We start from the raw sequence: 16,475 nt of genomic DNA, 5'->3' as shown, positions 1-16,475 counted from the left end.
TCCGGTTGCCGCCGGAGGCGTTTTCGTTTCAGGCATTGGCTTCCCAGCGCAGGGAGAGCAGTGGGAGGAAGTCGCCGTCGAGGCAAGATCGTGCATCTTCGTAAGCGTCGATTTGTTGCCCTTCATCTACGATCACTGCACGCGGGGCTTCGTTGGGTACTGACAGTGCGCACCAGGTGCCGTCAGCCCATCGCATGACTAGAACTACTCGATTCAGGTGTTTTTGTTGCGTTCTGTGACGCTCAAAACGTTGCATCCACCGCGACGAGAAACCGACTTTTCTGAGTACAGAAAAGGGCTGCAAAATGGCCTTGTTAGCGACACGATTCGTCATGCCGCCACCCGGTCGCGGGCCGCGATACGCGCCCGTGTCCAATTCAAAATTTCGGCTAATACCCAAGCGACCGGAGCCCCACGCGCATTGCTGTCGGTGAGCTTCACGGCTTGCGGAAAGCCGCTATCTGGCTGGCTCATAAGTTTGTAAACCGTTGCGCGGCCGATACCTGTCAGGGCTATGACTTGATTGATGCGTATCAGCGTGGCGGCCGGATCGAACTGTCCCAGTTCCGTATGAGGCGCGCTGATCGGCAAGCATGCGGATCCGCTAGGGGCCTTTTGGTGACTTTCTCGTGGAGTGGAGGGGGCAAGCCCCACAACTTTTGCAGATTGCTTTGGGGTGCTCATTAGGTCCTGTCTCCAGCGGTTTTTGCAGGTGAGCGCAGTTGGGTTTCAAGCCACGCGACCACGTCTTGGGAGCGATAACGAACCCGAGACCCGGTTTTGATATAGGGAAGTGAGTTGCTGCGAGAACTTCGCCAGGCGGCAATCGTTCGGCTGGACAGACCTAGTGCATTAGCGACTTGGTCGGTAGTGAGCAAACAAGCAGGGGTGAGAGAGGTAGTGGAGTGGTCTGAAGTGTCGTGAGGCTGCATAGCGCGTTTCCTGTCGTAGTTCGTACAGGCCCCAGCTATGTAAACGATTTTCTATTTTTTAAAAGTTTTATTTTTATAGTTTTCGACGCAGATTTTATGGATAAGACAATTTAATTGAGCAAGATCGCAGCAAAGTTTCAATTTTTTCCGGGGCTGTCCTACCTTGCCCTACTGGTTTTCTATACAGTTGAAAATCAGAAAGTGAGAAATGAAACCCGGTGAGGTCCCGACGAACGGTAGTCCCCTGCGCCCCTTCTGGTAGTCCGATAACAGCGGCCCCTCCTCAGCGTGGGGCGACCAATAAGAGATGACCGCCAGAGGTTTTGGGCGCCTTAGGCGTAACACGCTTTTGACGCGTAACACATGATGTACAGATCTCTTTTAATACGTGTTACGCAAGAAATATCCAATAAAATCAATTGGTTGTCCGGATGCGTAACGTGCGTAACACCAGTAACATCGATTTTTGATGGGTATTGGGTTGGCGTATTCAACCCGCCTTTCCAAACTGTCCCTGAATAATGTTGCCATCTACTAGCTCATCCAGATGATCTGCGTACCACTGCATCATCACTCTGCGCTGAGGCAGGTAAACTGCCTTGTTGTACACCCCTGCAATTCCTTCCTTTGCGTGAGAGAGCTGGGCCTCAATGTGATTCTCATCGAAACCCTGCTCATTGAGTATGGTGCTCGCGATGTGACGAAAGCCGTGGCCTGTTTGCCGACCGGCATATCCCAGTCTGCGGAGCGCCATTAGAAAGACGGTGTTGCTACGCGGGATTGTCCTGTCTTTCCTGCCTGGAAATAGGAGAGGGTACGCACCTGTCAGTGTTCGTAACTCTGTGAGCGCTTCAATTGCCTGTCGAGAGAGAGGCACCACATGTTCGCGACGACGTTTCATTCGCTCGGCTGGGATCGTCCATAGCTTTTTGGAGAGGTCGATTTCTGACCAGCGTGCTTCTCGGATCTCGCTCGGGCGCGATGCTAATAAGGAAAGCAAGCGAAGCCCTATACGAACGTCCTTTGCGTGAGGGTAGGAGTTGATCGCTCGAAGTAGCGCAGGCAGTTCTTCAATCGAAACGTGTGCATAGTTTTCAGCGCTACGTGATTGCAAGAATTTGCTGAGGCCTTCAAGGGGGTTGTGGACGGCTCGTCCTGTTACGCGGGCCAGGTCATAGATCTCTTTGCAAAAGGCACGAACTCGGCCCATTTGTTCAATGATCCCTTTCTGCTCCATGCCGCGTAGAAACTCCATCCATTCCAGGGGCAATATTTCTGTGTACACGCGTTTGCCGAAGACGGGGAACACATGAAGCTCAAGTGCGCCAAGCACTCGTCGAGACGTACCTGATTCCCAGCTTGTGCGTCTGGCCTCAAACCACTCGCGGCCTAGCGCTTCAAAGGTGTTGTTGGCAGCAACCTGGTCTGCAACCTTGCGAGCTTGCTTGCTCACCAAAGGATTTTTGCCAGTCGATGCATCATCCCGCAGCTGAGCTGCTTTCTGTCTCGCTAATGAGCCACTGATTTCCGGGTAGCCGCCGAGACCCAGCCACGACCATTTCCCGTCTGGCTTTTTGTAGCGCAGCTCCCACGATTTTTGCCCGTTAGGTTTCACCCGAAAGTACAGACCATTCCCGTCCTGCTCCCGATAAGTAGTGTGCTCGGGCTCCAGGCCTGCGAGCGTGGTGTCTGCTAAGGGGCGGCGTTTGATTTCAGAGCGCTTCACTTCCTGTATGCCTCCAGTTATAGGAATCTCAAAGCATACACGTGGGCATACACGGCGGGAAGTTATAGGGGTGGACAGGGATGGATAGCCAGAAACAAGAAAGCCCGCACAGGGCGGGCTTCTTGGGGTGTTTCGTAGACTGTCTGAGACAGCCCGAGACTGCTATATGGTGCACCCGGCGGGATTCGAACCCACGACCCCTGCCTTCGGAGGGCAGTACTCTATCCAGCTGAGCTACGGATGCTTGTGCGGGCGACATCATACCCATGTCGACCTTGGGCGTCCATGCTGGTCTTTGGCCGTTTATACGTAGGAATTGGCCCCGCAGAGGCCCTGCGCCGGGTGCCGGTGATCGATGTGCTGGAACCTGGCTGAAACACGCTGATCAGAAAGTTTCGGCAAATGCGCCGTTTTCGTTCTTTTTTTCGAACAGACTATTGCCCTGTACCCCCATTGATCCTAGGATTCGTTTGAGATTTCAAACGCTCTGTCTCCCGTGCGCTGTTCATTCAATCCCGCGCGCTGGGGCTGATTTCCCTGACGGCAGCCCACAAGGCGCCTTTCAACAACTCTAATTCGCTCCGCGTGCGCGCGGTGCTGTTAAGGAAAGCCGACATGCAGCTCAAAGATACCCAGTTGTTCCGCCAGCAAGCCTTTATCGATGGCGCTTGGGTCGATGCGGACAACGGTCAGACCATCAAGGTCAACAACCCGGCCACGGGTGAGATTCTCGGCACCGTGCCGAAGATGGGCGCCGCTGAAACACGCCGCGCCATCGAAGCGGCCGACAAGGCGCTGCCGGCCTGGCGTGCCCTGACTGCCAAAGAGCGCGCCAACAAGCTGCGCCGCTGGTTCGAACTGCTGATCGAGAACCAGGAAGACCTCGGTCGCCTGATGACGCTCGAGCAAGGCAAGCCGCTGGCCGAAGCCAAGGGCGAGATCGTCTACGCCGCGTCCTTTATCGAATGGTTCGCTGAAGAAGCCAAGCGCATCTACGGCGACGTGATCCCGGGCCACCAGCCCGACAAGCGCCTGATCGTGATCAAGCAGCCGATCGGCGTGACCGCTGCGATTACCCCGTGGAACTTCCCGGCCGCGATGATCACCCGTAAAGCCGGTCCGGCCCTGGCCGCCGGTTGCACCATGGTGATCAAGCCAGCTTCGCAAACGCCGTTCTCGGCCCTGGCCTTGGTTGAGCTGGCGCACCGTGCCGGTATCCCGAAAGGTGTGCTGAGCGTGGTGACCGGCAGCGCCGGCGACATCGGCGGCGAGCTGACCAGCAACCCGATCGTGCGCAAATTGTCCTTCACCGGCTCGACCGAAATCGGTCGCCAGTTGATGGCCGAATGCGCCAAGGACATCAAGAAAGTCTCCCTGGAATTGGGCGGCAACGCGCCGTTCATTGTGTTCGACGACGCCGACCTGGATAAGGCCGTCGAAGGCGCGATCATCTCCAAGTACCGCAACAACGGCCAGACTTGCGTCTGTGCCAACCGCTTGTACATCCAGGATTCGGTGTACGACGCATTCGCAGAAAAACTCAAAGTGGCCGTGGCCAAGTTGAAGATCGGCAACGGTCTGGAAGAGGGCACCACCACCGGTCCGCTGATCGACGAAAAAGCCGTCGCCAAGGTCCAGGAGCACATTGCCGATGCGCTGAGCAAAGGCGCCAAGCTGTTGGCCGGTGGCAAGGTGATGGAAGGCAATTTCTTCGAGCCGACTATTCTGGTCGACGTGCCGAAAGACGCTGCGGTGGCGAAAGAAGAAACCTTCGGCCCATTGGCGCCGCTGTTCCGCTTTAAAGACGAAGCCGAAGTGATCGCGATGTCCAACGACACCGAGTTCGGCCTGGCTTCCTACTTCTATGCCCGTGACCTGGGCCGTGTGTTCCGCGTGGCTGAAGCCCTGGAATACGGCATGGTCGGCGTCAACACCGGGTTGATCTCCAACGAAGTGGCGCCGTTCGGCGGCATCAAGGCCTCGGGCCTGGGCCGTGAAGGCTCCAAGTACGGGATCGAGGATTACCTGGAAATCAAATACCTCTGCCTGGGCATCTAAGCTCAGCAAGAGATCGCAGCAAACGCAGAGGGCACGAGAGCGCTGTCCCTTTGCGTGTTTCACCCCGTAATTCGTAGTGGCCGGGAAAGCTGTGGCAGTCGATCATCGCATGCTGCCGTAGTTGCCTCCCCGCCGCGTATTCCTTGGACCACGCCACCCGATGAGTGGCGAATGAGGACTTTATGAGCAAGACCAACGCATCCCTGATGAAACGCCGCGAAGCCGCTGTACCGCGCGGTGTTGGCCAGATCCACCCGATCTTCGCCGAATCCGCGAAGAACGCCACCGTGACCGACGTTGAAGGTCGCGAGTTCATCGATTTCGCCGGTGGTATCGCCGTGCTGAACACCGGCCACGTGCACCCGAAAATCATCGCGGCCGTGACCGAGCAGTTGAACAAGTTGACCCACACCTGCTTCCAGGTCTTGGCCTACGAGCCTTACGTGGAACTGTGCGAGAAAGTGAACGCCAAGGTCCCAGGTGATTTCGCCAAGAAAACCCTGCTGGTCACCACCGGTTCCGAAGCCGTTGAAAACGCCGTGAAAATCGCCCGTGCCGCGACTGGCCGCGCCGGCGTGATCGCATTCACCGGTGCCTACCACGGCCGTACCATGATGACCCTGGGTCTCACCGGTAAAGTCGTGCCTTACTCGGCCGGCATGGGCTTGATGCCAGGCGGCGTGTTCCGCGCGCTGTACCCGAACGAACTGCACGGTGTGAGCGTGGACGACTCGATCGCCAGCATCGAACGCATCTTCAAGAACGATGCCGAGCCGCGCGACATCGCCGCGATCATCATCGAGCCGGTGCAGGGCGAAGGCGGTTTCTACGTCGCGCCTAAAGCCTTCATGAAGCGCCTGCGCGAGCTGTGTGACAAGCACGGCATCCTGCTGATCGCCGACGAAGTGCAAACCGGTGCCGGCCGTACCGGTACCTTCTTTGCCATGGAACAGATGGGCGTTGCCGCCGACCTGACCACCTTCGCCAAATCCATCGCTGGCGGCTTCCCGCTGGCCGGTGTGTGTGGCAAGGCGGAATACATGGACGCCATCGCGCCAGGCGGCCTGGGCGGCACCTACGCCGGTAGCCCGATCGCTTGCGCGGCCGCGCTGGCGGTGATGGAAGTGTTCGAAGAAGAACACCTGCTGGACCGCTGCAAAGCTGTCGGCGAGCGTCTGGTTACCGGTCTCAAAGCCATCCAGGCCAAGTACCCGGTGATCGGCGAAGTGCGTGCCCTGGGCGCGATGATCGCGGTCGAGCTGTTCGAAGATGGCGACAGCCACAAGCCAAACGCTGCTGCCGTTGCCTCCGTGGTGGCCAAGGCGCGTGACAAGGGCCTGATCCTGCTGTCCTGCGGCACCTACGGCAACGTGTTGCGCGTACTGGTCCCGCTGACCTCGCCGGACGAGCAGTTGGACAAAGGCCTGGCGATCATCGAAGAGTGCTTCTCCGAGCTGTAAGCGGATGCTGACCTGATCGACAGAAAAAGACCCGCTTCGGCGGGTTTTTTTGTGCCTATTGCCGCACATTCAGGCCTTGTTCATTGTACGTAGGCCCCTCCATTGTCTAAGGTTGCAGCATTGCCGAGGGAGCGTGCTGGATGACTGCTGTTGATTTACCCGCTGTACCCCGCGTATTGATTGCCGAGGCGGACCCTTGGTCGCGGGATCTGCTCAAGCAAGTGCTGTTGAATGTGCGCTGCGATGCGCGGCTGGATGTGTGTGCCGACGGGCAGCACGCGGCGACATTGCTGCGAGAAAAAGCCTACGACCTGATCCTGGCGGATTGGGAGCTGCCGGGAGTCGATGGGCTGAGCCTGCTGCGCAACGTGCGCCAGAAGCGCCGCTCGCCCGCGCTGCCGTTCATTCTGCTCAGCAGTCGCAATGACAGCGCCAGCGTGCGCGAAGCCCTGCCCCTGGCGCCCACGGCGTACCTGACCAAACCCCTGAACATGGACGGCCTGACGCAGCGCCTGCAAGATCTGCTGCTCAACGAAGGCGAGAACGTTTACTGCGAGATCCCACCGCTGGCGCCCGGCATGACCTTGCCGGTATTCCTGGAGCGCCGCCGCGAGGCCTCCGATGGCGCACCATTGCGGGTGGATGTGAAAGCCGCCGTGCAACATAGCCTCGGGCCAGAAGGCCTGGACCTCACGCGCCTGGAAGACCAAGTGCGCATGGACCCACAAATCACCGCCGTGCTCATCGCCGCCGCCAACAGTGCCGGTCATCACGGTACACCCGTGCAAACCCTGCACGCTGCCCTGCACAAGCTGGTGCCGGGGCAGAGCATGAACCTGATCCTGGGGTTGGCGCTCAAGCACAACGTGGTATTGGGCGATCCGGGCCTGGTGGCCTACGCCGAGCGCCACTGGCAGTTGTCCCAGGACACTGCCGACTACGCCCGGCGCCTGGCGCGCATGCTGGATCTGGACCACGAACGCTGCTACAGCGCCGGTATCCTCCATCGGCTGGGTGACTTGGCGCTGCTGCGCTGCCTGGAAGACTGGCGCCAGGGCGGCGGCGCGCTGGACGACGAAGCGATTGGCGAGTCCCTCTACACCTTTGGCGCCGCCTATGGTTCGGCACTGCGCGCGCGTTGGCGCTTGCCGCATGAGTTGCGCCAATTGATTGCGGCGATTTACTCGTTGGAGGGCGGGGTCTATGCGCGGGATGCGCTGGTGGTGAACCTGGCGGCGCAAATGGCGCGCTTGACCGAGCATGAAGGGCTGGAAGAACTTGCCAATGGCAAGACGGCGCGACTGCTCAAAGTGGGCTTGTCCGAACTGACCCGAGTACGCAAATCCTAAGGCCTGCACCCACCCTGTAGGCGCCTAGCCTGCTATGACGCGGTTCTTGCCCTGGCGCTTGGCCTCGTACATGGCGGCATCGGCGCGGGCGAACAGGCTGTCCAGGGTCGAATCTGCCTCGGTGAGGCTGGCCAGGCCTTGGCTGATGGTCACGCTGAACGCCTGGCCCTCGTAGCTGAAACTCAGCGCCTGAATCTCCTTGCCCAACCGCTCGGCCACTTGCAAAGCCATCTCCGGGCCGCAGCCGGGCAGCACGGCTGCGAACTCTTCGCCACCTATGCGCCCAAACAGGTCGCCTCGGCGCAATACCCCGCGTCCGCTCTCGGCGATACGCCGCAACACCTGATCGCCCTCCAAGTGGCCGTAGGTGTCGTTGACGTCCTTGAAGTCATCGATGTCCAGCAACAGGAAGGACAGCGGCGCGCCTTGGGCACAGGCACTGTCGAAAGCCTGGTTGGCGCACTCGAAGAAGTGCCGGCGGTTGCTGCTCTGGGTCAGCACGTCGGTGGTCGCGAGACGATGCAGCTCCAGCTCCATCTGTTTCTTTTCGGTGATGTCCTCGGCCATGCCCACCACGATCAGCGGTTCGCCAGGCTCCACCTGCTGGTTGATGTAGCACTTGTCGCTCAACCAACGGATCTGCCCGTCGGCGGTGATGATGCGGTACTCGCGGTCTTCCACGACGCCCTGTTCCAGCACGCGGGCCAGGCTGTGTTCGGCGTAGTCGAGGTCTTCGGGGTGAATGCTGTTGCGCCATTCCCGATGGTCGGCCAGCAGCAGGCCGGCAGAACGCCCGAACACCCGCTCGTACGCCGGGCTCACATACAGCACGCGGCGTGTTTCCCAGTCGATGGCCCACAGCACGGCATTCACGCTGACCAGCATTGAGCTCAGCAGCTGCTCACGCTCGCTCAATCGCTCGACTTCGCCCTGGGCATGCATCAGTGCCAGCAGGGTCGCCGCCGCGGCTGGGCGGGGAGGCTCAGTCGTAGGAGCGTCGATCAAGGAGGACTTTTCGTGAACCATCGGCACAACTCTCTCTGGGCGCGCCGCAGGATTTAGCAGCGGTCACTACAAGGGGCCACCATGATGGCGAAGTGTTCATTGAGAGAGGCGAATTGCAGTGAAGTTCCGTCAACAGGACCGATTGCCGGTGTCCGAGAAATGACGCCAAAAAGCTGGTGGGCGGGAGGGAAGCCCCTCCCGCCGCACTGTCAGACCGCCGCAGGACGCAGCGAATAGGTCTTCAGTTGGTGGGCAAAATCCCGCAGGGACTGGATGCCGCTGGCCTCGGCTTCATGCACCCATTCCTTGATGGCTGCCAGCATATCGTGGCCATTTGAACTGGTCTTGAGCCAGATTTGCTGCAGCGCCAGGCGCTTTTCATAGATCACTTTCAAGGCCTGGCTGTGTTCCAGCATGCTCTGGATGCGCAGGTGGTGGCGGTCGTCCAACAGGCTGGTTTCTCGCGACAGCAGGCGCTTGGCGCGGTGGAATTGGTGACGAACCGAGTGATCGACCTTTTCCAGCTCCTGCTTGACCAGCGGACCGATCACCAACTTGCGGTACTGCGCCATGATCTGGAAGCGGTTGTTGAGGATCGCCATGGCGGTGTCCATGTCCAGGCTGCCCTTGCCTTCCACGCGGTGGGCAATCGGCGCGACGCGCTGCACCTTGGCCAGGCGCAGGAAACTGAACACCTTGATCCAGGCCCAGCCCAGGTCGAACTCCCACTTCTTCACCGACAGCTTGGCGGAATTGGGGTAGGTGTGATGGTTGTTATGCAGCTCTTCGCCGCCAACGATGATGCCCCACGGCACCAGGTTGGTCGCCGCGTCACGGCATTCGAAGTTGCGATAACCCACGGCATGCCCCAGGCCGTTGATCACGCCGGCGGCCCAGAACGGAATCCACATCATCTGGATCGCCCAGATGGTGATGCCGATGGTGCCGAACAGCATCAGGTCGATCACGCCCATGATCGCCACGCCCAGCAAGGGGTACGGGGTGTAGATCTTGCGTTCGATCCAGTCGTCCGGGCAGTTCTTGCCGTAGATGCGCAGGGTCTCGGGGTTTTCGGCCTCGGCGCGGTACAGCTCGGCGCCTTTGCGCATCACGGTGGACAGGCCCTTGATGACCGGGCTGTGCGGGTCGTCGACGGTTTCGCACTTGGCGTGGTGCTTGCGGTGGATGGCGGTCCACTCGCGGGTGTTCTGCGCCGTGGTCAGCCACAGCCAGAAGCGAAAGAAGTGTTTCAGGCCGGCATTGAGCTCCAGGGAGCGATGGGCTGAATAACGATGCAGATAGACCGTGACCGCAACGATGGTCACGTGGGTCATCAACAGAGTGACCGCCACCAGTTGCCAGGCTGACAGGTCAAGAAAACCGTTGTACCACATAGGCTGTATGGCCCTCAGATAAAGAAAAGAACAGCTCACGCATTATCACTAAGCCTACAGAGAAAACCAGCCGCGCTTTCAGATAGGAGTGACTGGATGTTTCTTATTCTATAATCCGCAGCCTTTGTAGGGCGATTCTGTTTTTTGGTAAGGATTACTAACCATATGCTGTTTTCATACCGAGGTGCCCTGCGTGCGGGGCTGGTATATCTGCTGGTTTCCGTTCTGTGGATCGGCGTAACCCAGCGCGTATTGATCGAGTTTCTCGATAGCCCGAGTGAGTTGAACCACTGGCTGCAGGTGCGCGGCTATGTGGGGGTGGCCCTCAGCGCGTTGGCGATTTACCTGCTATGCGCCCGTTTTGCGCGTGCAAACCAGTTGCAGCAACCGCTGAAGGAAAACCGCGAACGCCTGCGCCAGGCCGCCGCCGTGTTCGATTGCACCCGCGAAGGCGTGCTGGTGACCGACGCGCAGGGGCTGATCGTGCACGTGAACCGGGCCTTCATGGAGATCACCGGCTACTGCCGTGAAGACGTCATGGGCCAGCAGCCCAGCCTGTTCAAGTCCGGTCGCCATTCGTCGAATTTCTACCAGCAGATGTTCCAGAGCCTGGAGCGCACTGGCGAATGGAGCGGTGAAATCTGGAATCGGCGCAAAAGCGGCGAGATTTATCCACAGTGGCAAACCATTCGTGTGATCCACGATGACCAGGGCAAGGTCAGCCACTACGTCGCAGTGTTTTCCGACATCAGTGCCATCAAGGACTCCGAGCACGAACTGGCCCACCTCGCGCATCACGACCCGCTGACCGACCTGCCCAACCGCCTGCTGTTCACCGACCGCGCCGAGCAGGCGCTGGCCTCGGCGCAAATCCACAAGCGGGGCTGCGCCTTGCTGTTGCTGGACCTGGACCACTTCAAGATCATCAACGACAGCCTCGGCCATAACGTCGGAGACCAATTGCTCAAGCTGGTGGGCGAGCGGCTCAAGGCACTGTTCGGCCCAGGCGTGACCCTGGCGCGCCTGGGTGGGGATGAATTCGCCGTGCTGGCGGAAAGTTGTCCACAGGTGGCACAAGCCGCCGGCCTGGCGCAACGCATGCTGGATGCGATGAAACAGCCGTTTATCTTTGACGGTCATCAGCTGTTTATCAGCGCCAGTATTGGTATCAGCCTGTTCCCCAATGATGCCCTCAGCGCCGAACAGTTGCTGCGCAACGCCGACTCCGCGCTGTTCAAGGCCAAGAGTGCTGGCCGCGAAGGCTATGCCTTGTACACCGAAGAGCTCACCGCCCATGCACAGAACCGCGTGGAAATCGCTGGCGAGCTGCGCCGTGCCCTCGAACAGCAGGAACTCTGCGTCTATTACCAACCCGTGCACGACCTGCACAACAGCCGCCTTATCGGCGTCGAAGCGCTGGTGCGCTGGCAGCACCCGGAGCGTGGCCTGGTGCCGCCGGGGGAATTTATCCCGATCGCCGAGCGCACCGGGCTGATTGCCGATATCGATGCTTGGGTGATGGACCAGGCCTGCCGACAGATGTGTGATTGGCTGGCACAGGGCGTGCCGCTGAGTTTTATCGCCATCAATGTGTCCAGCCGCCTGTTTGCCCGGCGCGAGCTGTATGAGCAGGTGGCCCAGGTGCTGCACGACACCGGTCTGGATCCGGCGTTCCTGGAGCTGGAAGTCACCGAAAGCGCCGTAATGGATGACCCGGAAGTGGCGCTGGAACAACTGCATCGCCTGCGCGAACTGGGCCTGCGCCTGGCCATCGATGATTTTGGTACCGGTTACTCGTCACTGCTGCGCCTCAAGCGCCTGCCGGTGCAGAAACTCAAAATCGACCAAGGCTTCGTCGCCGGGTTGCCGTGGGATGAGGACGACGCGGCGATTGTGCGCGTGGTGATCGCCCTGGCGAAAAGCATGGGCATGCAGGTGCATGCCGAGGGGATCGAGCAGGTGGAGCAAGCGCGGTTTTTGTTGGATCAGGCGTGCGATATGGGGCAGGGGTATTGGTTTGGCCGGCCGGTGCCGGCCCACGAAATTGATTGGCACCGAGCCCCCCCAATCCAGCCCTGAAATGCAGTCAATAAGGTGGGAGCGGGCTTGCCCGCGAATGCGGTGCATCAGTTAACACTTTTTAGCTGACATACCGCTTTCGCGGGCAAGCCCGCTCCCACAGTTGGATCTTCTCAAGGCTTTATTTACGTACTTGGGCGCCAAACCTGCGCGCAACCCCGCGTCCCACCAGAAAATTCTTTCTGGTTATATAAACATTCTTAAATAGTATTTTTAAGAATATCCGCGCTTATCTACTATCGCCCTCACGCCGCAAGCAGTGCCGCCACTGCAAGGCACGCACTATTCATTTCAGGAGCGAGACCATGAGCGCATCTCTACGTAGCGTCGACGGCCAGGACGAAGCAGCCATTTTGCGTGAGATCCAGAGCGCGTTGCGCGATCTGCGGTTTGGCGCGGTGGAAATCACTGTGCATAACGCGCAAGTGGTACAGATTGAACGCAAAGAGAAATTCCGTCTGCAGAACCCGGGTAACAAACCGAGCTAAGCAAGAACGGCGATTCGCATGCTAGACCCGCAACTATAAGAAAAAGCCAACACCCCAGAATTTCAGGAGCTTCTATGTCGTCGATTCGCCGTTATGCCCTGGCCGCCCTGGCCAGCGCCGTGTTTGCAGGTTCCGCGGTTGCCAAGGACTACGAGTTGCTCAACGTCTCGTACGACCCTACCCGTGAGCTGTACCAGGACTACAACGCTGAGTTCACCAACTTCTGGAAACAGTCCCACCCAGGCGACAACGTCAAGATCCAGCAATCCCACGGCGGTTCGGGCAAACAAGGCCGTGCCGTGATCGACGGCCTGCGCGCCGACGTGGTCACCCTGGCCCTGGCCGGTGATATCGACGAAATCGCCAAGCTGGGCAAGACCCTTCCGGAAAACTGGCAGACCCGCCTGCCGGACGCCAGCACCCCGTACACCTCGACCATCGTGTTCCTGGTGCGCAAGGGCAACCCTAAAGGCATCAAGGATTGGGGCGACCTGATCAAGAAAGACGTGTCCGTGATCACCCCGAACCCGAAAACCTCCGGCGGCGCCCGCTGGAACTTCCTTGCCGCCTGGGCCTACGGCCTGAAAACCGGTGGCAGCGAAGCCAAGGCCCAGGAATACGTGAAAGAGCTGTTCAAGCACGTGCCTGTGCTGGACACCGGTGCTCGCGGTTCGACCATCACCTTCGTCAACAACGGTCAGGGTGACGTGTTGCTGGCGTGGGAAAACGAAGCGTTCCTGGCCCTGAAAGAAGACGGCGGCGCCGACAAGTTCGATATCGTCGTGCCTTCCCTGTCGATCCTCGCCGAGCCGCCAGTGGCCGTGGTCGACAAGAACGCCGAGAAAAAGGGCAACACTGAAATCGCCACCGAATACCTGAAACACTTGTACAGCCCGGCTGGCCAGGAGATTGCGGCGAAGAACTTCTACCGCCCACGCGATGCCAAAGTAGCCGCCAAATATGCCCAGCAGTTCCCGAAACTGGACCTGGTGACTATCGACAAAGACTTCGGCGGCTGGAAAACTGCCCAACCGAAGTTCTTTAACGACGGCGGCGTGTTCGATCAGATTTACACCGCGCAGTAACCAACACAATCTGGTGGCGCACGCTATGCCCTGTGGGAGCTGGCTTGCCTGCGATAGCATCGCCGCGGTGTGACCGACATACCGCGACGCTTGCATCGCAGGCAAGCCAGCTCCCACAGGACGTGTGTGCCTCCAGTGGTTTCCCCTTAACCAAGGACTCTTATGTCGCGTCGTATCTCCCCCGTCATACCCGGCTTCGGGCTGACGCTGGGCTACACCGTGGTGTACCTCAGCCTGATCGTACTCATCCCCCTTGCGGCGATGTTTGTACACGCCGCTCAACTCACCTGGGATCAGTTCTGGAACATCATCTCCGCACCGCGCGTGCTGGCGGCGTTGCAACTGAGCTTCAGCACCGCGCTGTACGCCGCGCTGATCAACGGCGTGATCGGTACGCTGCTGGCCTGGGTGCTGGTGCGCTACACCTTCCCCGGTCGCAAGATCATCGACGCGATGATCGACCTGCCGTTCGCCCTGCCCACCGCCGTTGCCGGTATCGCGTTGACCGCGCTGTACACGCCTAACGGCCTGGTCGGCCAGTTCGCCGCAGACCTGGGCTTCAAGATCGCCTACACCCCGCTGGGTATCACCCTGGCGCTGACCTTCGTCACGCTGCCGTTCGTGGTGCGCACGGTGCAGCCGGTGTTGGCCGATATCCCCCGGGAAGTCGAAGAAGCCGCCGCCTGCCTGGGTGCCAAGCCGTTGCAGGTGTTCCGCTACATCCTTGTGCCTGCGTTGCTGACGGCCTGGCTGACCGGCTTCGCCCTGGCGTTTGCCCGTGGCGTCGGTGAGTACGGTTCGGTGATTTTCATTGCCGGCAACATGCCGATGAAAACCGAGATCCTGCCGCTGCTGATCATGGTCAAGCTCGACCAATACGACTACCGCGGCGCCACGTCCATCGGCGTGCTGATGCTGGTGGTTTCCTTTGTCCTGCTGCTGCTGATCAACTTGTTGCAGCGGCGCATCGAACGTCCATAAGGAGGCGCGGAACATGTCCCAATCGTCTATTTCCGCCGCGTCCTCGGCCAACGCCGCCCGGCGTGGCAGTGCTGCGTCTCGACGCATCCTGATCGGCCTGGGCTGGCTGGTGTTCGCACTGTTCCTGCTGTTGCCGCTGTTTATCGTGGTGACCCAGGGCCTGAAGAACGGCCTCGGCGCGTTCTTCACCGCGATCCTCGAACCCGATGCGCTGTCGGCGTTGAAACTCACGGTGATCGCCGTGGTGATTTCGGTGCCGCTCAACCTGGTGTTCGGCGTCAGCGCCGCGTGGTGCGTGAGCAAGTACTCGTTCCGTGGCAAGAGCATCCTGGTGACGCTCATCGATTTGCCGTTCTCGGTGTCGCCGGTGATCGCCGGCCTGGTCTATGTGCTGATGTTCGGCGCCCAGGGCTTCTTTGGCCCCTGGCTGCAGGATCACGACATCCAGATCGTGTTCGCCTTGCCGGGCATCGTGCTGGCGACCATCTTCGTGACTGTACCTTTCGTGGCCCGCGAACTGATCCCGCTTATGCAGGAGCAGGGCACCCAGGAAGAAGAGGCTGCGCGCCTGCTGGGTGCCAATGGCTGGCAGATGTTCTGGCATGTGACCGTGCCAAATATCAAATGGGGCCTGATCTACGGCGTGGTGCTGTGTACCGCACGGGCCATGGGTGAGTTCGGCGCGGTGTCGGTGGTGTCCGGCCACATTCGCGGCGTGACCAACACCCTGCCGCTGCACGTCGAGATTCTCTACAACGAATACAACCACGTTGCCGCGTTTGCGGTGGCGAGTCTGCTGCTGATCCTGGCGCTCTTCATCCTGCTGCTCAAGCAGTGGAGCGAGAACCGTATTAATCGCCTGCGCGCCGCTGCGGCTGAGGAATAAGTCATGTCGATCGAAGTCCGTAATGTCAGCAAGAACTTCAACGCCTTCAAGGCCCTGAACAGCATCAACCTGGACATCCAGAGTGGCGAGCTGGTGGCGTTGCTTGGCCCGTCCGGCTGCGGCAAGACCACCTTGCTGCGCATCATCGCCGGCCTGGAAACCCCGGATGACGGCAGCATCGTGTTCCACGGTGAAGACGTCTCCGGCCACGACGTGCGTGATCGCAATGTCGGCTTTGTGTTCCAGCACTATGCGTTGTTCCGCCACATGACCGTGTTCGACAACGTCGCGTTCGGCCTGCGCATGAAGCCCAAGAACCAGCGCCCGAGCGAAAGCCAGATTGCGGTCAAGGTGCATGAGCTGTTGAACATGGTGCAGCTGGATTGGTTGTCGGATCGCTACCCGGAGCAGTTGTCTGGTGGTCAGCGCCAACGTATCGCCCTGGCCCGCGCCCTGGCGGTGGAGCCCAAAGTGCTGCTACTGGATGAGCCCTTCGGCGCCCTCGACGCCAAAGTGCGTAAAGAGCTGCGTCGCTGGCTGGCGCGCCTGCACGAAGACATCAACCTGACCTCGGTGTTCGTGACCCACGACCAGGAAGAGGCCATGGAAGTCGCCGACCGTATCGTGGTGATGAACAAGGGTGTGATCGAGCAGATCGGCTCACCGGGTGACGTCTACGAAAATCCGGCCAGCGATTTCGTTTATCACTTCCTGGGTGATTCGAACCGCCTGCACCTGGGTGAAGACAAACACGTGCTGTTCCGTCCCCACGAAGTGTCGCTGTCACGGCATGAGCTGGAAGACCATCACGCGGCTGAAGTGCGTGATATTCGTCCACTCGGCGCGACTACCCGTGTGACGTTGAAAGTGGAAGGCCAGAGCGAGCTGATCGAAGCTGAAGTGGTGAAAGACCACGACAGCCTGACCGGCCTGGCGCGCGGCGAGACGCTGTTCTTCAAACCCAAGGTTTGGCAAAAAGCCTGAGCCTAAAACACCGCAAAACCCTTGTGGGAGCCGGGCTTGCCCGCGATG

15 protein-coding genes and 1 tRNA gene are annotated in these 16,475 nt (G+C 59.7%); 9 read left to right on the top strand and 7 right to left on the bottom strand.

Annotated features, from left to right (window positions below):
- Window positions 1-28: 28 nt before the first annotated feature.
- From CWC48_RS09610 to CWC48_RS09590, 5 genes are all read right to left on the bottom strand, one after another.
- Window positions 29-334, bottom strand: a complete 306-nt coding sequence (locus CWC48_RS09610; RefSeq protein WP_100491764.1) for a hypothetical protein — start codon at window positions 332-334, stop codon at window positions 29-31.
- Window positions 331-591: an AlpA family transcriptional regulator gene (locus CWC48_RS09605; RefSeq protein WP_256581629.1), complete on the bottom strand. Its 261-nt coding sequence runs from the start codon at window positions 589-591 to the stop codon at window positions 331-333. The genes CWC48_RS09610 and CWC48_RS09605 overlap by 4 nt, the downstream gene beginning before the upstream one ends.
- Window positions 592-683: 92 nt before the next feature.
- Entirely contained in the window at window positions 684-932 is a 249-nt protein-coding gene (locus CWC48_RS09600; protein WP_100491762.1) for a helix-turn-helix domain-containing protein, read from the bottom strand.
- Window positions 933-1,422: 490 nt separating this feature from the next.
- The gene (locus tag CWC48_RS09595; RefSeq protein ID WP_100491761.1) at window positions 1,423-2,658 is read right to left on the bottom strand and encodes a tyrosine-type recombinase/integrase; all 1,236 of its coding nucleotides are present in this window, start codon (window positions 2,656-2,658) and stop codon (window positions 1,423-1,425) included.
- A 167-nt stretch (window positions 2,659-2,825) separates the two neighbouring features.
- A tRNA-Arg gene (locus tag CWC48_RS09590) sits at window positions 2,826-2,902 on the bottom strand.
- Window positions 2,903-3,273: 371 nt separating this feature from the next.
- Here CWC48_RS09590 and gabD point away from each other — a divergent pair.
- The 3 genes from gabD to CWC48_RS09575 all read left to right on the top strand — a co-directional run bounded on the left by gabD (window position 3,274) and on the right by CWC48_RS09575 (window position 7,525).
- Complete coding sequence (gabD, locus tag CWC48_RS09585) at window positions 3,274-4,716, top strand: NADP-dependent succinate-semialdehyde dehydrogenase (RefSeq protein WP_025855477.1); 1,443 nt, start codon at window positions 3,274-3,276, stop codon at window positions 4,714-4,716.
- A gap of 182 nt (window positions 4,717-4,898) precedes the next feature.
- Window positions 4,899-6,176: a 4-aminobutyrate--2-oxoglutarate transaminase gene (gene gabT / locus CWC48_RS09580; RefSeq protein WP_025855478.1), complete on the top strand. Its 1,278-nt coding sequence runs from the start codon at window positions 4,899-4,901 to the stop codon at window positions 6,174-6,176.
- Window positions 6,177-6,316: 140 nt separating this feature from the next.
- Window positions 6,317-7,525 carry an HDOD domain-containing protein gene (locus CWC48_RS09575; RefSeq protein WP_100491760.1) on the top strand — a complete coding sequence of 403 codons (1,209 nt, stop codon included), beginning with the start codon at window positions 6,317-6,319 and terminating at the stop codon, window positions 7,523-7,525.
- Window positions 7,526-7,549: 24 nt separating this feature from the next.
- On the opposite strand, the gene CWC48_RS09570 is transcribed toward CWC48_RS09575, so the two are convergent.
- Both CWC48_RS09570 and desA read right to left on the bottom strand, forming a co-directional pair.
- Complete coding sequence (locus CWC48_RS09570) at window positions 7,550-8,551, bottom strand: sensor domain-containing diguanylate cyclase (protein ID WP_078046341.1); 1,002 nt, start codon at window positions 8,549-8,551, stop codon at window positions 7,550-7,552.
- Between the two features lie 188 nt (window positions 8,552-8,739).
- Window positions 8,740-9,924, bottom strand: coding sequence for a delta-9 fatty acid desaturase DesA (desA, locus tag CWC48_RS09565; RefSeq protein ID WP_078046342.1), 1,185 nt, complete (start codon window positions 9,922-9,924; stop codon window positions 8,740-8,742).
- A 165-nt stretch (window positions 9,925-10,089) separates the two neighbouring features.
- Here desA and dibA point away from each other — a divergent pair, with 165 nt between their 5' ends.
- The 6 genes from dibA to CWC48_RS09530 all read left to right on the top strand — a co-directional run bounded on the left by dibA (window position 10,090) and on the right by CWC48_RS09530 (window position 16,427).
- Window positions 10,090-12,003, top strand: coding sequence for a phosphodiesterase DibA (gene dibA / locus CWC48_RS09560; RefSeq protein ID WP_100491759.1), 1,914 nt, complete (start codon window positions 10,090-10,092; stop codon window positions 12,001-12,003).
- Window positions 12,004-12,308: 305 nt separating this feature from the next.
- Entirely contained in the window at window positions 12,309-12,491 is a 183-nt protein-coding gene (oscA, locus tag CWC48_RS09555) for a sulfur starvation response protein OscA (protein WP_003170956.1), read from the top strand.
- Between the two features lie 74 nt (window positions 12,492-12,565).
- A complete protein-coding gene (locus CWC48_RS09550; protein ID WP_028615255.1) occupies window positions 12,566-13,576 on the top strand; it encodes a sulfate ABC transporter substrate-binding protein in 1,011 nt (336 codons plus the stop codon).
- A 162-nt stretch (window positions 13,577-13,738) separates the two neighbouring features.
- Window positions 13,739-14,557, top strand: coding sequence for a sulfate ABC transporter permease subunit CysT (gene cysT / locus CWC48_RS09540; RefSeq protein WP_100491758.1), 819 nt, complete (start codon window positions 13,739-13,741; stop codon window positions 14,555-14,557).
- A 13-nt stretch (window positions 14,558-14,570) separates the two neighbouring features.
- Window positions 14,571-15,443, top strand: a complete 873-nt coding sequence (gene cysW / locus CWC48_RS09535; protein WP_078046344.1) for a sulfate ABC transporter permease subunit CysW — start codon at window positions 14,571-14,573, stop codon at window positions 15,441-15,443.
- 3 nt (window positions 15,444-15,446) lie between these two features.
- Window positions 15,447-16,427, top strand: a complete 981-nt coding sequence (locus CWC48_RS09530) for a sulfate/molybdate ABC transporter ATP-binding protein (protein ID WP_034101869.1) — start codon at window positions 15,447-15,449, stop codon at window positions 16,425-16,427.
- The last annotated feature ends 48 nt before the right edge of the window (window positions 16,428-16,475 follow it).

This window comes from Pseudomonas sp. S10E 269 (assembly GCF_002798465.1).
GTDB classification, from domain to species: domain Bacteria; phylum Pseudomonadota; class Gammaproteobacteria; order Pseudomonadales; family Pseudomonadaceae; genus Aquipseudomonas; species Aquipseudomonas pergaminensis.
Note: the sequence above shows the minus strand (reverse complement) of the source record. Positions and strands in the feature narration are given on the sequence as shown.

Excerpts from the sequence above, each read along its gene's own strand:
- cysT (WP_100491758.1), top strand. The coding sequence starts at position 13,739 with ATGTCGCGTCGTATCTCCCCCGTCATACCCGGCTTCGGGCTGACGCTG.
- gabT (WP_025855478.1), top strand. The coding sequence starts at position 4,899 with ATGAGCAAGACCAACGCATCCCTGATGAAACGCCGCGAAGCCGCTGTA.
- CWC48_RS09570 (WP_078046341.1), bottom strand. The coding sequence starts at position 8,551 with ATGGTTCACGAAAAGTCCTCCTTGATCGACGCTCCTACGACTGAGCCT.
- CWC48_RS09610 (WP_100491764.1), bottom strand. The coding sequence starts at position 334 with ATGACGAATCGTGTCGCTAACAAGGCCATTTTGCAGCCCTTTTCTGTA.
- oscA (WP_003170956.1), top strand. The coding sequence starts at position 12,309 with ATGAGCGCATCTCTACGTAGCGTCGACGGCCAGGACGAAGCAGCCATT.
- dibA (WP_100491759.1), top strand. The coding sequence starts at position 10,090 with ATGCTGTTTTCATACCGAGGTGCCCTGCGTGCGGGGCTGGTATATCTG.
- CWC48_RS09600 (WP_100491762.1), bottom strand. The coding sequence starts at position 932 with ATGCAGCCTCACGACACTTCAGACCACTCCACTACCTCTCTCACCCCT.
- desA (WP_078046342.1), bottom strand. The coding sequence starts at position 9,924 with ATGTGGTACAACGGTTTTCTTGACCTGTCAGCCTGGCAACTGGTGGCG.
- CWC48_RS09550 (WP_028615255.1), top strand. The coding sequence starts at position 12,566 with ATGTCGTCGATTCGCCGTTATGCCCTGGCCGCCCTGGCCAGCGCCGTG.
- gabD (WP_025855477.1), top strand. The coding sequence starts at position 3,274 with ATGCAGCTCAAAGATACCCAGTTGTTCCGCCAGCAAGCCTTTATCGAT.
- CWC48_RS09530 (WP_034101869.1), top strand. The coding sequence starts at position 15,447 with ATGTCGATCGAAGTCCGTAATGTCAGCAAGAACTTCAACGCCTTCAAG.
- cysW (WP_078046344.1), top strand. The coding sequence starts at position 14,571 with ATGTCCCAATCGTCTATTTCCGCCGCGTCCTCGGCCAACGCCGCCCGG.
- CWC48_RS09575 (WP_100491760.1), top strand. The coding sequence starts at position 6,317 with ATGACTGCTGTTGATTTACCCGCTGTACCCCGCGTATTGATTGCCGAG.